This is a genomic window from Pseudomonas sp. CVAP#3 (assembly GCF_018986375.1).
Taxonomy (GTDB): Bacteria; Pseudomonadota; Gammaproteobacteria; order Pseudomonadales; family Pseudomonadaceae; genus Aquipseudomonas; species Aquipseudomonas helvetica.
Genome location: NZ_JAHMSC010000001.1, coordinates 628,583 through 642,811, shown reverse-complemented (window position 1 = coordinate 642,811; position 14,229 = coordinate 628,583). Strand labels below are relative to the sequence as shown.

General features: G+C 53.7%; 12 protein-coding genes and 2 pseudogenes. 7 read left to right on the top strand and 7 right to left on the bottom strand.

The genetic code is table 11. The annotated features are described in order from the left end of the window. Positions 1-31 precede the first annotated feature (31 nt). The 3 genes from KRR23_RS02935 (at position 32) to KRR23_RS02925 (ending at position 1,657) form a co-directional block, all read left to right on the top strand. Positions 32-292: a hypothetical protein gene (locus tag KRR23_RS02935; RefSeq protein ID WP_216741253.1), complete on the top strand. Its 261-nt coding sequence runs from the start codon at positions 32-34 to the stop codon at positions 290-292. A 161-nt stretch (positions 293-453) separates the two neighbouring features. Next, positions 454-954, top strand: coding sequence for a methylated-DNA--[protein]-cysteine S-methyltransferase (locus tag KRR23_RS02930; RefSeq protein ID WP_216741252.1), 501 nt, complete (start codon positions 454-456; stop codon positions 952-954). An 82-nt stretch (positions 955-1,036) separates the two neighbouring features. Next, positions 1,037-1,657: a hypothetical protein gene (locus tag KRR23_RS02925; RefSeq protein ID WP_216741251.1), complete on the top strand. Its 621-nt coding sequence runs from the start codon at positions 1,037-1,039 to the stop codon at positions 1,655-1,657. A gap of 167 nt (positions 1,658-1,824) precedes the next feature. On the opposite strand, the gene KRR23_RS02920 is transcribed toward KRR23_RS02925, so the two are convergent. After that, positions 1,825-3,528, bottom strand: a complete 1,704-nt coding sequence (locus KRR23_RS02920; RefSeq protein WP_216741250.1) for an NTPase KAP — start codon at positions 3,526-3,528, stop codon at positions 1,825-1,827. 216 nt (positions 3,529-3,744) lie between these two features. Further along, positions 3,745-5,487 (bottom strand): ATP-dependent endonuclease, encoded by a 1,743-nt coding sequence (locus KRR23_RS02915; RefSeq protein ID WP_216741249.1) that lies wholly within the window; start codon positions 5,485-5,487, stop codon positions 3,745-3,747. A 366-nt stretch (positions 5,488-5,853) separates the two neighbouring features. Between KRR23_RS02915 and KRR23_RS02910 the strand changes: the two genes are divergently transcribed. Next, positions 5,854-6,225 carry a DUF6124 family protein gene (locus KRR23_RS02910; RefSeq protein ID WP_216741248.1) on the top strand — a complete coding sequence of 124 codons (372 nt, stop codon included), beginning with the start codon at positions 5,854-5,856 and terminating at the stop codon, positions 6,223-6,225. A 320-nt stretch (positions 6,226-6,545) separates the two neighbouring features. On the opposite strand, the pseudogene KRR23_RS02905 reads toward KRR23_RS02910, so the two are convergent. Continuing rightward, positions 6,546-6,800: pseudogene (locus KRR23_RS02905) on the bottom strand (transposase); the annotation flags it as partial. Between KRR23_RS02905 and KRR23_RS02900 the strand changes: the two are divergent. Further along, a pseudogene (locus tag KRR23_RS02900) lies at positions 6,796-6,942 on the top strand (methylated-DNA--[protein]-cysteine S-methyltransferase); the annotation flags it as partial. The pseudogenes KRR23_RS02905 and KRR23_RS02900 overlap by 5 nt on opposite strands. Positions 6,943-7,003: 61 nt before the next feature. On the opposite strand, the gene KRR23_RS02895 reads toward KRR23_RS02900, so the two are convergent. From KRR23_RS02895 to KRR23_RS02880, 4 genes are all read right to left on the bottom strand, one after another. Next, on the bottom strand, positions 7,004-8,362 hold the full coding sequence (locus KRR23_RS02895; protein ID WP_216741247.1) for an OprD family outer membrane porin: 1,359 nt from the start codon (positions 8,360-8,362) through the stop codon (positions 7,004-7,006). Positions 8,363-8,424: 62 nt separating this feature from the next. Next, the gene (locus KRR23_RS02890) at positions 8,425-9,771 is read right to left on the bottom strand and encodes a citrate-proton symporter (RefSeq protein ID WP_253911873.1); all 1,347 of its coding nucleotides are present in this window, start codon (positions 9,769-9,771) and stop codon (positions 8,425-8,427) included. 83 nt (positions 9,772-9,854) lie between these two features. Beyond that, positions 9,855-11,243 (bottom strand): amidase, encoded by a 1,389-nt coding sequence (locus KRR23_RS02885; RefSeq protein WP_216741246.1) that lies wholly within the window; start codon positions 11,241-11,243, stop codon positions 9,855-9,857. 156 nt (positions 11,244-11,399) lie between these two features. Continuing rightward, a complete protein-coding gene (locus KRR23_RS02880) occupies positions 11,400-12,287 on the bottom strand; it encodes a LysR family transcriptional regulator (RefSeq protein WP_216741245.1) in 888 nt (295 codons plus the stop codon). A 136-nt stretch (positions 12,288-12,423) separates the two neighbouring features. Between KRR23_RS02880 and KRR23_RS02875 the strand changes: the two genes are divergently transcribed. Together KRR23_RS02875 and KRR23_RS02870 are read left to right on the top strand one after the other, a co-directional pair. Next, positions 12,424-13,965 carry an AMP-binding protein gene (locus KRR23_RS02875; protein WP_216741244.1) on the top strand — a complete coding sequence of 514 codons (1,542 nt, stop codon included), beginning with the start codon at positions 12,424-12,426 and terminating at the stop codon, positions 13,963-13,965. Further along, the gene (locus tag KRR23_RS02870; RefSeq protein WP_216741243.1) at positions 13,952-14,212 is read left to right on the top strand and encodes an acyl carrier protein; all 261 of its coding nucleotides are present in this window, start codon (positions 13,952-13,954) and stop codon (positions 14,210-14,212) included. The genes KRR23_RS02875 and KRR23_RS02870 overlap by 14 nt, the downstream gene beginning before the upstream one ends. Positions 14,213-14,229 lie beyond the last annotated feature (17 nt).

The following is a 14,229-nucleotide window of genomic DNA, read 5'->3' as shown; positions in this document are numbered from 1 at the left end:
TGGCGGCGTGTTTCAACAAAAGGACCTCGACATGCAACCCGCTCGCCCGGAAAAGGACAACGACCGCTACACCGCACAGTTTATTTTTTGCTTGCTGCTGGTGCTGTGCATCTCCATTAGCCTGGCCATCTACATCTCCCGGCTGAATGTCTGGATCGACAAGACACGACTGTACTCGGCCACCCAGCCGCTCGAGTGCGGCAGAGGGCAGGGCGCGTTCATCATCGACCCAAGCGGTAAGCGTAATAATTGCTACTTTGTGGAAGATGCCGAAGCGGTTGACGATCAATAGCGCTAAACGCGGGTGGCATCAGCCTGCAAAATTCAATCGCAAGAAACGTAGTTCTTGCGTTTAAACCCACAATTACTCTGAATACGTCCTCTGACACAGATGATCGATCGCCTTCAACGCCCAACGACGTCTGAAGCCCCCGTCGGATCAAGGAGTCAACCATGTCGTACGTATTCAAACTGATGAAATCCCCCGTCGGCACCCTCACCCTGGTCGCCAAAGGCAGCAAGCTCTGCGCGATCCTCTGGGAGAACGACAAACCCGACCGCGTTCGTCTCGGCCCCTTGCACGAAGATATCCACAGCCCGGCGCTGCTGGAGGCTGAGCGCCAACTCAACGAGTACTTCGCGGGTGAGCGGGATTGCTTTGAGTTGGAACTTGATTTTGCCGGGACCGAGTTTCAGCAAAAGGTTTGGCAGGCGCTGCTGACGATTCCGTTTGGGGAGACGCGCAGTTATAGCCAGATTGCCCAGCAGATTGGTAACCCGAAAGCGGTTCGGGCGGTGGGGGCGGCTAACGGGAAAAATCCGATTTCGATTGTTGCGCCGTGCCATCGGGTGATTGGGGCTTCGGGGAGTTTGACCGGGTTTGCGGGTGGGTTGGGGGCGAAGCAGTTTTTGTTGGGGTTGGAGGGGAAGGAGACGTTGCAACTGGATTTTTGATGTAGGGTGATGTTGTGGGCACCACGGCCGGTAATCTCGAGGCGAATTGGCTAACTGAATATCTCAAGGAGTGAGGAGGGTTATGAGTTTTTTTAGTCGTATCAAGACCTTTGTAAGGCAAGACCCCAAGGAACAAGTTGTCGGGTATTCCATATCAGAGCTCAAAACGGTTTTTACTGAGCCTTTGTTGCACACGACCCACACTCAGTCTGGCCAGCTGAGAGCAGTGTCTTTGGAGGATGTGGGTGTTTCAGCTTATTACGCTTCGCTCCTGATCGATGGAGGCGACATTCATACGTTTTGGATGCTCGTCGAATCAAGCTTCAAATTTACGAATGAAAAAATATTCAACGACCTCCCCGTTAAGCGGTATGAGAACGCTCAAAAAAGTGAGAGTTTGATTTTTTTCACATCCACTAGAGAGTTTAACTCCGTCACTGTACGGCTGGTTACGAATAGCACTGGATTTCTGAATGCTATTCACCGTGAGAGCTTCGCCGTACCTCCACCTTGGGTAGCCTTTGAGGGATACAACCCGTCGTGGTGGGGCATAAGCATGCAAGGTGCGCAGGGCTACTACAACGATATCTACTTCTTCCAGTATTTTAAAAATTTAAACGAAGTAGAAAGGCGAACTTATTTCGCGAGGTATAGTGCAACGGATGAATGGCTAATCAGTTTGGGATCAATGTACAACGACTGACGCTAGCAACTGTGCTTAAGGGGTTTTCAGGGACAGACCACGTTTTGCTCACGCCAGTAATCGTAGTCTGTCCCGGTATTGCTCGTCGAATAAACTCAGTAGTGAAATTATTAAAGTCTAATAAGTCGAGATAGATGCTCACTGCGCCGGATTCATTGAGCTGTCGCCTAGGTGATTGTCGGTGGGATAAGTTCGGTTTCAAGATGTGCGTTTTTGAATACTCGCTGAATAATGCTACCCAAACGACCGGAGTCAGGGGCCGTATGGATGTTTCGACAAGCCTCAATGAAGTTGTCGGGAGCTTTTCCGAAGGAAGCTTCATAGGTTGCACGCTGGACGTACATGTCCAGAAAGCGGTGCATGAAGAATTTGAGTTTCTGGGTGTCCAATGATTTTATTGTAGACTCGAAGTCTTGAACTGTGGCTGACTTCAAAGTTGCCTCTTGCGTATTTCCCCAGCTACGATTTCTGACCACCCATTCGAACGCTTCAAATACTGTTGTCTTGGCATGAGCCGCGGCCTTGGTGGCGTTAAGTTTCTCTTTTAGTCGCGGATGGATTGGCTGTTGATCAAAGTCGTCATAATCAAATCCTTCAAGTTGAGGTGCCTGAAATAAGAGAACCCATTGATCTATCATCGCATCGGCAACTGGAGAACCTCCGGATAGTCCAGAAATTAAATCGTGCAACAAAGTTACATAGGGTGCATCTAGATGGTGTGCTCTCTCGACCAAGGTCTCTGCTTCAGCCAAAAGCTCAGATTCTGACATGCTCTGATTCCAAAGTATGTGAGCATGTAGTACTTGCGCGAGACCCCGAGCCTCCATTGCTTCGGCCTCGCTTGCATATAGGTCAATAATCTTTGCAACTTCCGCTCCATCGAAAAGACCGGATCTCAAGAATTCGATAACAATTTGCTCATATTTGTCGCAGCTTATGATGCCAATCTCATGAATCAAAATTCGCCACTTAGTCCGACGCTTGCCGGCTTCGTCGAGATCTTCGACTTTCTTTCCCCAGTCCCCCCATTGATCACCGTTACCAATGTTTAGAATAAAGTCAAATTCAGGGCCGTCTTCTATTCCTTTGTAGTGGATGGCTGCCAAAAGAACTGTGGAGGGAATCACACGCTCAAGAATATCGTCCGAAAGGTCTTTGCGACTACCAATGATTTGATTGATCGCCCGAATTATTTTACAAATGATCCGTATGTTAGTAACACCACATGTCTCGACCGTCGTTCTTATTCGGGTAGCATATGGCGAAGGGGTAAGAGAAATCGCGATATCAAATGCCTCTATTGGAGACGTTTCTAGTGTCACCTCTTGGTCAATAACCTTTTCTCGGAATGTATCCCAAATCTTTCGATCAGCGAGCTTATCGCTATTGAGGATCAGAATGATGCGTGCACCATGCTGCTGGGTGAATTCATCGATGAAACCCATGATCTCGTCGACGTTCAACCTGTCATGCTTGCGCTCAATGTCGTCGAGTACGATCATCCGATCCTTCAGGATCGAGGGCACAGCTAGAAGGGCAATCTCATTAAGAGCAGAAAAGCCTTTATGCACGCTTTCAAGCAACTTGGAAGCTGCTCCCCAACTTTTTTTCGCGTTGTCCCACCATGATGGATGCTTATCAGCGTTTGGGATGGCACTTTGGACGATCTTTAATTTAACCTGGTCCATACTTGTTAGGCCAAACAAAGAAACGTAAAGAGCGCCTTTGACCTTGTCATCATTCGAGGCTGCCATTACCTCTCGCCAAAGGTGGCTCTTTCCTGTTCCCCACTTGCCCGACAGAGCGACCACTTTGTTATAAGGCTCGGAGAGAATCTGAATCAGGTGTGCTTTTGTTGTGCTCAATGACATGCAGGATTCCTTACCTTTATTGTGATTTCGATATTCACTACTAGAAATGGGGCAAAATTATTTGGTGCTCAGATGGTCTGATGAATAAATAAATCTGTCCCCGGTTTTCCAGATTTTCCGAAAAAAGCCACAGATTTATTTGCCGTATTGGCGGGCTCCGCCCCTTGGCTCGCATCTAAACCCAGAAATAAATCCGTCCAATTTTCGTTATGAAAATCAGCAGTCAAAATCTTTGTTTAGCTCAAGGGATTCTATCGCTCGCTTGAACTCGTGTGGTATATCTTGAACTTTCATGGCTCTGGCCAAGGATTTTGCGTTGAAACTGATTCCGAAATTTTCATTTGACCATTCGGACATCTTAGATATAATTTCTTTTCCTGAACATATATTTATTTTTCCGGCTTCAGAGCTCCAGGCAGTAGTCAGAATCTTTCTGGCGTATTTGTTGGCACCAGTAAGTCCCTCCGACTTGTTTTCCTTATGATAATGCTGAGCTATAGCGTCAAATGTTGAATCATGCATGTTGCTAATGATTTGCATGATTTTATCTTTTACTTTTTCGTGTGAAAGGTCTTTGTGATTGGTTTTTTCTTTTATGTATTCAAAAATTAAGTCGCTATCTAATAGGTAGTTTTCTATTTCCTTTCTGCTCCAAATTAGCAGGTTGATGTTGTGCGAGGCAGCCTCTTTTTTACGTTTGTCAATGTCAGTTTCTGTGAAGTAGTCGGAGTCTAATATGCAGTGTACCTTGATGTTGTCAGAGGTCGATTTGAGGAGGATCTTTGATCCAATTGCGTAGTTCCATCCTCCCCAGCCCCCAATGCTAATCGATGGGATGATATCAAGTGGCTCATTGCTGGCTGGGAATAGTTTATCTTGGAATATTTTTAAGAGGGGAACATCTTTGCCTTCTACGATTAGCAGTTTTTTGCTGCTCCAGAGTCTTGCCATTTCGATGTTATGGATTCCACCAAAGTGGTCAATAACTTTTTGAACGCTTTTCATAGAGTTTGCGAAGCCTGAAGCTTTTCGTCCTTTATTTATTACAATTATCTCTCCGGGCTCCACTTCGGCCATTATTTCAACTGAGTGTGTGGCGATAATTATTTGATGGCCTCTGTTGCGTAGGAGTCTTATGAGTTTGCGCTGAAGGTCAGCGTGCATATAGACGTCAGGCTCATCAAGAATAATTGTTTTGGTTTCCTGATTTCTGACCAAAAACCACATTGCCTGAAGCCACATTTGCAATCCATGTCCAGTCCATTCAACTTCACAAACAAAATCTTTATCTCTTACAAGAAGCTCTAGGTCGCTACCAGGTAAAGAGCTGTACTTGATTAACTCAAACCCAGAGAGAGACTCCCACGTGCTCGAACATAATGCTTCAAATGTGCGCACGGATTCTGGATAGATGTTTAGCTGATTTCTGAAGTGCAGTGATGTTAATGAAGAGTTGATGGATGATTTGACATATTCTGTAGATAGTATTTTTTCATGCTTGTTTAGTGGGCCGATTTGAGGTAGCGCACTTATTGTCGGGATTTCAACTGTCTTGGCGGCTGCTTTGCTTTTTACTATCTTTCCAGTTGGGTCTTTAATTACTCCATACACAGCTTCGTCATTGCCTATGTATATTTCAATTTTACTTCCGGTGGAAAATGTTGCTACAATTTTAGAAGGCGGCTCACCATATCTGTGAAATATACTTTTAAAATTTATGTCGAGCCCCTTGGTTGAAGGCGTTACCCCTTTGTAAGCGTTTGATAGACCAAGATCATGAGGGGGATTTGAATAGTTGGATGTCTTGTACCTGCTGGCAATCAGCGAAACTAATCGTAATGCCTCGACTATAGAAGACTTTCCAGCATTATTTTTCCCTACTAGGATAGAGGTGTCCTTGAAGTTAATTTCATGTTCAGAAAACCCTCTAAAATTCCTAACCTCAATTTTATCTAGCATCTTGATCCTGTTTATTGGTGATGGTATGTGTTAGGCCTGATCAGGCTACGGCGCGAGGCCGTGCAGCCAGCGGTAGTGACAGGATTGAGTATTTCTTTGGAAACCCTAGAAAATTATCAGAAGACTAAACTAAAGCCTATGGGGTCGATTTATTTGTTACTGCGTCCCGAAGTAGCTCGTCCAGTCGTAGGAGGCGCCTACAAAAATCTCGATCTCGGGAGAATTTTCCGACAACTTTTCAAGGTTGCCGGGTGGGAAGGTATGTGGATAACCTCCGGGTGTCGCTGTCAATTCAGCGGCCGGGTTTAGCGACCTGAACAGGTATAGGTGATACAGCACCCAAAAACTTTGTTTAGGAGCTTCACCATGCACAAGGTCACTCCCGATTCCGTAGAAACCCCAAGCACTTCCCCTTACGCCTCCAGCGACTCCAAAAAACTCCACGACGCCGCCGAGCGGGCGCTGGATCATTACCTCAAGCCGCCGTTTGTTGAGGCGCCGCTGTCCGATAAGCGTCCTTCCAATATTTTTACGGTGATTCCTGATCTGGATAACGAGACGCTGTTGGCGCATGCCTCGGAAACGTTGGCGTCGCTGAATGTGATGGCCAGTGATTTGGCGTTTGAGCTGGAGGGCACGCGTCGGCATGTGGCGTTGGCGATTCAGCAGATGATTTCGTTGGGGGAGTTGTTGGTGAATCGGGCGTTGGATAATTTTGATCAGCCGGAGGCGCCGTAGCAGCGCGTTGTCCGGATACCGGTTAGTTAAGCCGTTACACGATTTGTAGCAGCTGGCGAAGCCTGCGTTCGGCTGCGAAGCGGTCGTGAGTTCTGCCTCCACGGTTAACCTGAAAAAACGTGGTGTTTGATTTTACGACCGCTGCGCGGCCGAACGCAGCCTCGCAGGCTCGGCAGCTGCTACGGGGAGTGTGCCGAGCCTGAAATCGCTTTTATGGAAAAAGGTGGAAAAAGGGGACGATTTATTTGCCATTGGTGGGGAGAGTGTCAGATTTTTTGTGTGCGGGCTGGTAGCGGCCTGCCGTCAGGCAGGCCTTAGTTTTACCAGGTCGGCCTGATAAATCGATCTCCGTACAGGATCGCAAATTGATTCATCGCACTCTTCCAGTCATGGGCCGGCTTGCCCCAGTTCGCGGTGATGTTGCGTAAGCCCAGCCAGATCAACTTCGTCGCAGCATCGTCAGTTGGGAAGTGACCTCGGGTCTTGATGATCTTGCGCAACTGAGCGTTGATACTCTCGATGGCGTTCGTTGTGTAGATCACTTTTCTTATGGCCGGGGGAAACACAAAGAATGGGAAAAATCCGATTTCGATTGTTGCGCCTTGCCATCGGGTGATTGGGGCTTCAGGGAGTTTGACCGGGTTTGCGGGTGGGTTGGGGGTGAAGCAGTTTTTGTTGAGTCTGGAGGGGAAGGAGACATTGCAGTTGGCGTTTTGATGGGCGAGATGTTGTTGTGGGGGCCGCAGTCGGTGGTCAGAACATATCGCCGAACTGCGCCTCAGAATAGGTTGATCGGCACGTTGGCGACGATGCGGAACTCGTCGTAACTGCCGTCAATCTGCCCGCCGCTGGCGAGGTGGTTGTAGACGATGGCGCGCAGCACCGAGTTTTTGAGTTTTCCGGACTGGATGATATAGCCCAGCATCAAACCGTTTTCGCTGTGTTTTGCGTCGTCCAGGCCGCGCACGTTGTAGCCGGTATTGCGGCCGTAGCGGTCGCCGTCGTAGTGGGTACCGTCGATGTCCCAGCCTTTGGCGTGCCACAGGCTGGCGGTGAGACCAGGGACTCCGTAGGTCGTGAAGTCCAGGTCGTAGCGCAGTTGCCAGGACTTTTCGTTGGGGCCGTTGTAGTCCGCGTATAACGAGTTGGCCATGTAGTTGCCAGTGGATTCCCACACATAGTCAAAGTACTCGTTGCCGAATATTTGCTGCCAGGCAAGCGTCAGGCTATGGGCCTGGTGAATGGCGGTGAAGGCCAGGCTGGCGGCGTTGTTGTCGATGTAGCCGAGGTTCTTCTTGCCTGAATCACTGGTGTGGTAGTAGTTGAAGGCAGTCTTGAGGGCCAGATTATCCTGGTCGCCCATGCGGTGCGTAACGCCGACGTAGGTCTGGTCCCACATGTCTTCGAAACGCGAGGCGTAGACGCTGGCTTCCAGCCCATAACCCGGTTTGACCGTGGCCCCCAGGTAGCTGATGCGCGCGCCACTGTAGGCGCGGTTGCCGAAGGTGGTGGTCAGCTTTTCGGCGCCGGTGCCGGTGCGCGGAATCGCCCGTTCGAAGCTGCCGCCCTGTATCGACAGCCAGTCGAGTTCGTTGCTGAGCAGGCCCACGCCCTGGAAGCTGGAGGGCAGGGCGCGGTTGTCCTTGTAGCGCAGGATCGGATTGTCGGTCATTAGCCGGCCGGCCTTGAGCTCGGTGTTGGACAGGCGAACACGCACATCGCCTATACCTAGGCGACTCCATGTGGGAATCGCATCGCCATCGCCGTCTACCAGCACCCGGTCGCCGCCGTTGGCCACCTTTCCGTGGCCGCGCTCCAGGTTTACGGCACTGAAGATCCCTGCATCCATGCCGACGCCGATCAGGCCCTGGGTATAGCCGGAGCTGTACTTGAGCATGCTCGCCTGCACCCAGGTTTCGCGAATACGGGTAGGCTCGATGCCGCCGGGTTTCTTGATGCTGAGGTGAGTGGTGCGTTTGGTGTGCTGGTTGGAATAGTAGTGACGCAGGTTCAGGTCCAGAGTACTGCCTTCCAGAAAGCCTGGCGCGTTAACTTGGGCCTGCTCTGGGGGGAATGGCTGAGCGAAAGCCTGGGTGCCGGATGCCAAAGTGACGGCCAGCAGAAGACGTGGATACATGGTAAATCCCATACAAATCGGATGTAAGGCAACCGTCCCGGGAAGGCCCCGGGGCGCGTTTATCAGCGGACCTGGGCTTCTGCAAGCCGGGTTTCGCGGACGGGGCGTTCGGGCAGCGACGGACGCGTTTCCTTGGCGAACCAGGCGGCGGTCAGGCACACAAGGTTAGCGATCAGCAGGTACCAGACGGGTGACATCGGGTCACCGGTGGTGCCGATCAGCCAGGTAATGATGATCTGCGCCGTACCGCCAAACGCTGCTACACCGAAGGCGTAGACGATGGAGAAACCGGTGGCGCGCACCGATTTCGGGAAGCTCTCCACCAGCAGCACGATCAACGCTGCGCCGCTCATGCCATGCAGGCCCGAGAGTACCGCCAGGGTCAGCAGGAAGGTCGCCGAGCTGGGGTGCTCGGTCATCAGTTGCAGGGCCGGGAACAGGATCAACAGCAACACCAATCGGGGCGTCATCAGGATCACCCGACGCCCAAAGCGGTCGCAGAGCATGCCACCGGCCACCGCGCACACAGCCATGGCGGCGCCGGCCACCAGGGTCGAGAGCATGGAAATGCTGGTGGGCAGCTTCAATTCGGTGAGGGCGAAGGTGGTCATGTAGTTCAGGAAGTACTGGGTGATGGTGCTGCCGGAAAGAATCAGCAGCCCCAACACCAGAGCGCGCCGGTGTTTGCCGACTATTTCCCGTAGCAGATCGCCGGTGCGGGTTTGTTCGGTGTGGCCGTGGAAGGTTTCAGCAAGATTGCGACGGATGTAGATACCGATCGGCAACACCAGCAGGCCGAACACGAACGGTACACGCCAGCCCCAACTATTGAGGTCTTCCGGGGACAGGACTTTTGTCAGGGTGAACCCCACCAGCCCGGCGACCATCGCGGCGACGCCCTGGGCAACCACTTGCCAGCAGGCGTAGGTGCCGCGTTTGTGGGGAGGCGCCGCTTCAAGGATGTAGGTGGTGGCGGGGCCGGCTTCACCGCCCCAGGCCAGGCCCTGGATCATGCGGGTGACCACCAGCAGGATCGGCGCGGCGATGCCAATGGTCTCGTAGCCGGGCAATATCGCGATGCTGCCGGTGCCCACAGCCATCATCACCAGGGTCAAAAGCATCGCCGGTTTGCGCCCGACGCGGTCAGCGTAGGCGCCGATCAGCACCGCACCCAGGGGCCGGACGATAAAGCCGGTGCCGAACGCGATGACCGATAGCATCAGGCTGACGAAGGCACTGTCGGACGGGAAAAACGTGTGGCCGATCATCACCGCAAAAGTTGCGTATACACCAAAGTCGAAAAACTCCACGGCGTTACCCAGGACTACAGCGAAGATGCTCTTCTTGCCGGCGTCCGGAGGTGATGTGTCGAGTGCAGGATCGGGTCGTGTCAATTGTTGTGCGGGCATTCCATTGCCTTTTAGGTCGATAGGGCTCTGGCCAGGACGGCCCGGAGCAACAAGGTGGGAGGGGAGTTCTTGAGGGGCCGAAGTCAGGCAGGACTCGGCCAGCAGTGGATTGCGCCACGCCAGTTTTCGAAGGTTTTTGCGATTTGCAGCAGCCATTGATCGGCAAAGCGCGGGGCGATCATCTGCAGCCCGATGGGCATGCCGTCGGCGGCGAAACCGCAATTGATCGACAGCGCCGGTTGTTCGCCCATGTTCCAGGGCACAGTGAACACGATGTGTTCGAACGGTTGCAGCGGGTCATTGCTCGGTGACGGCCAGTCGGCCGCAAAGGCGTTGATCTGGTTGGTGGGGGAGAGCACCAGGTCGAATGTGTCGAACAACTGAGCGGCGCGGCGGCGCATTTCGAAGGTCTGGTTGAAGCCCCGTACGGCTTCCACGCCGGTGATATCGGCACCTGGGGCGGCCCAGTCGCGGATGTACGGCAAGACTTTGTCGAATTGCTCGCTGCTCAAGGCCGACAGCTCAGCCCATTGGCGAGCACGCCAGAACTGGTCGAGGCCGTCGAGCTGGGCGCGGTCCATGATCGGCGCAATCACTGTGACCTTGGCACCGTGGGCTTCGAACAGCCGCGCTGCTTGCTCCACGGCGTTACAGACGAAATCTTCAGGTGCGAGGCCGGCGCCGGGTTCGAGCATCAGGCCGACACGCAGGCCCTTTACCGACAGCGGCTGATTGCTCCATTGCGTGGTGAGCGGTGGCAGGCTGGTAGCGTCGCGGGAATCGGGGCGGGCCAGGTGTTGCATCAACAACACGCAATCATCGACCGTGCGGGTCATGGGGCCGGCCGTGCGGCCGGTGTAATACGGGTCGATGGGGATGCGCCCCAGCGTCGGCTTGAAGCCGACCAGCCCGCACCAGGCCGCGGGCAGTCGCACCGATCCGCCGATGTCGGTGCCGACGTGCAGCGGCCCGTAACCGGCGGCAGCGGCGGCGGCGGCCCCGGAACTCGAGCCACCCGTGTTGTTGGCTGTGTTCCAGGGGTTGCGGGTGATGCCGTGGAAGCTGGAAAGGCCCGAAGAGAGCATGCCGAAATCCGGAACGGTGGTCTTGGCCAGGATGATTGCCCCGGCTTCACGCAAGCGCGCGGCGGGCGGTGCATCCTTCAGCGCCGGCGTCAGGCGGGTGGCGGCGCTACCCAACGGGATGGGCTGGCCCTCGGTGGCGATCAGTTCCTTGAGGGTCACCGGCACACCGTCGAGGGCGCCGTTGGGTTGGCCTTTGTTCCAGCGTTCGGTGGAGGCCTGGGCCTGCTGACGCACTTGTTGCGGGTCGAAGGCGTAGAGCGCATTGATCTGCGGCTCCCAGCGGTCGATGTGGCTCAGAAGCTGGTCGTAGTAGTCGATGGGAGTGAGTTGCCGGCTGGCGAATCGGGCCAGCAGTTCGGCGGCCGTAAGGGTGTGCAGGTCACTCATCATTCTCTTCCTTGGAATGGGCCGGCGGGTTGCAATGGGGGCGACTATATACACCCCGCCGTGCATCGGCCAACACCTGTTCAGCAAAAGTGGTGGGGCATTTCTGTTCAGGCCTTTGTTTTTTGGCGCAGGGAGCGACGTCGAAGATATGCCAGGTTATTGGCTAGCGTCGGTTGCCAACAGTTCAAGCCATTGCTGTGCCGCTACCGACAGCTGTGCGTTTTTGCGCCAGATTACGACGAGTTGCCACTGCAGTTCGGCGCATTCGAGCGGGACGATTTCCACACCGGGTGGGATATGGTGTTGAGCCAATAGCCTGGGTAATACCATCAGGCCTGCATTCGCGGCCACTAATGACAGGCAAAAGGCCAGGTTGTCGCTCTTGGCTGCCTGTAGGCGACTGACGTCCAGAGCAGGGCAACACAGCTTGATGCGGTGATTGAGGATAGAGGCGCCCTGCAGCTGTACCCATGGGTGATGCGCTAAATCTGGCAGAGTCAGTCGATGGCGGCTGGCGAGTGGGTGGCGAGGCGGCAGGACGACAACGAGTGGCTCCTCGCAAATCGGAAGCCAGGCCAGGTCGTCACCCTCTGGTCGCAGACTGATAGCCAGTTCTATCTCGCCCTTGCGAACGGCCTCTTCCAGGGCTTGGCCTCCTTGTTCACGCAATTGGAGTTCCACTTGGGGAAAGCGTCGCCGAAACTCGGTCAACACGACCGCTATATGATCGGTACTGCCTAAAGGAGGTAACCCCAGCCGAAGGACGCCGGTGACGAGGCTATTGAGCAGGTTTACGTCGGTCAGCATTTGCTTGCTGCGGTTCAGTAATCCTTTGGCGTGGCGGAATACCACTTCACCCGACGGGGTCAAGCGTGACGGCACGCCTGGACGGCTGCGAACCAATAGCGTCGTACCCAGTTCTTCTTCGAGTAATTGAACGGCTTTGCTAAGTGCCGATTGGGTGACGTGAATAGTGTGGGATGCCCTCGAGAAGCTTCCATGCTCAGTCACTTCCACGAAATAGCGCAAGTTCTTCAGGTCCATCTTGTATTCCATTTCCGCATAGAGTTTATAAAAATTGTTCACTCACTCCGGTTGGAGAAATGCTTCTACTATCGCCCCTCGAAAAAACGTCCGGATACCAAGACGGGGAACATCAAATCAGAAGTAGAGGCCAACCTTGTCCAGTGATTGTATTCGGCTTGATCAGACGCTGGTTGAAGCTTCACAGCGCTATCCACAGCGGCCCGCGTTACAAGCGGAAGATGCATCATTCAACTATCAACAACTGAACGAAACGGTTAATAAGTTGTGCGAGTTGATGCGTGCAGAAGGCGTGCAGGCCGGTGATCGAATAGGCATCTATATTGCGAAGAGCGCAGCCGCTGTTGTGGCCATTTATGCCGCATTAAGGCTGGGGGCATTAGTCGCTCCGATGGATGTCAAGGACCCCGCGGAACGGGGCGCACGGATGTTGGCCAACGCCGACCTGGATTTTTTATTGGCCACCCCTGCAAGCCAGGCCGCAGCAACCAGGTTGGTTTCCATTCATGGCCAGTCTGGCGACGCTCGCGCAGTGGGCGATCTATGGCTGTTCCCCTTGCGAGGACAACCACGTCGACATGCCGGGTGCGAGGGTGGCTATGTTTTGTTTACATCAGGCAGTACCGGCGCGCCCAAGGGTGTATGCCTATCGCATGCCAACGTCCTGCATTTTGCTGCCTGGGGGGCACGCGCAATTGCTCTGGACTGTGAGGACCGTGTTGGATCTCAAGCGGCACTCACATTCGATCTGACGACCTTCGATCTGTTCTCGACCGCACTGGCCGGAGCCTGTCTTTGTCTGTTGCCAGACTATCTCAAGACTTTTCCTCGCGATGTGACGCGTTGGCTGGGTGAGCAGTGTATCTCAGTGTTCTACGCAGTACCCACCTTGTATCAGATGCTGCTACAGCAGGGCGGGATTGAGCAAGCGAGGCCGTCTGCACTACGCGCTGCGTTGTACGCGGGTGAACCGTTCCCGCCACAACTGCTTAAGCGCTATCTGACGGCATTCCCCGACTTGCCGTTCTACAACCTGTATGGGCCTACGGAAACCAATGTGTGCACCGCAGAACAGGTGAGCCTGCCGAGTATCGAGACGGTTTTGCCGTCGATCGGTTGGGCGATTGATGGAGTGGAAGTCGACATCATCGGTGACGACGGTCGCGCAGCGTCGGAGGGTGAGATTTTCGTTGCAGGGCCGACGGTATTCGCTGGTTATCTGGTTGATGGCATCTGTCGCGATGCCCGCCGTGCAGTGTATTTCCGCGATGGCGTGGAAAGGCTGGCCTATGGCACGGGGGATATCGGTTATCAGGCGGCGGACGGTCGCTTTCATCTGCAAGGTCGACGTGACCATCAGGTGAAACGTCGGGGTCATCGCATCGATCTGCTGGATATAGAAAGTGCGGTATTGGCATTGCCAGGTGTTGAAACCGCCGCCGTTGTCGCTCGCCATGGCACAGAGCCGGAGTGCGAGATCTGGGTACATGTGGTGAGTGCAACGACAGGTCGTGATGAGATTGTTCGCGGCTTGAGCGCAGCATTGCCGAAGAGGATGCAACCGGATGGTGTTTCTATGGCGCGAAAGTTGCCGGCGACTGCCAACGGCAAAATAGATCGACGTGCCTTGAGCCTGTTGAGTGTAAACATGGAAGAGACAAGTAATGAAGAACATTGAAACGCTGTGCGCGCTGATTCATTCGAATCTGCTGACTCAATATCAAGGTGCGGACCTTGTTGTTGTACCGGATACGGCGCTATTGGAAGAAGGCTGGCTGGACTCTCTTACGATCATATCCATCGTCGCCGACGTTGAGAAAAAGTTCGGGATAGCGTTCCCCGAAAACAAAGTTATTGCGGCTTCATTTCGCACGCCGGCCGCACTATGGGCGGTCATTGAAACCGGCCTGGTCGAGCTCGCTTGAGTCTGTGGCTATAACAG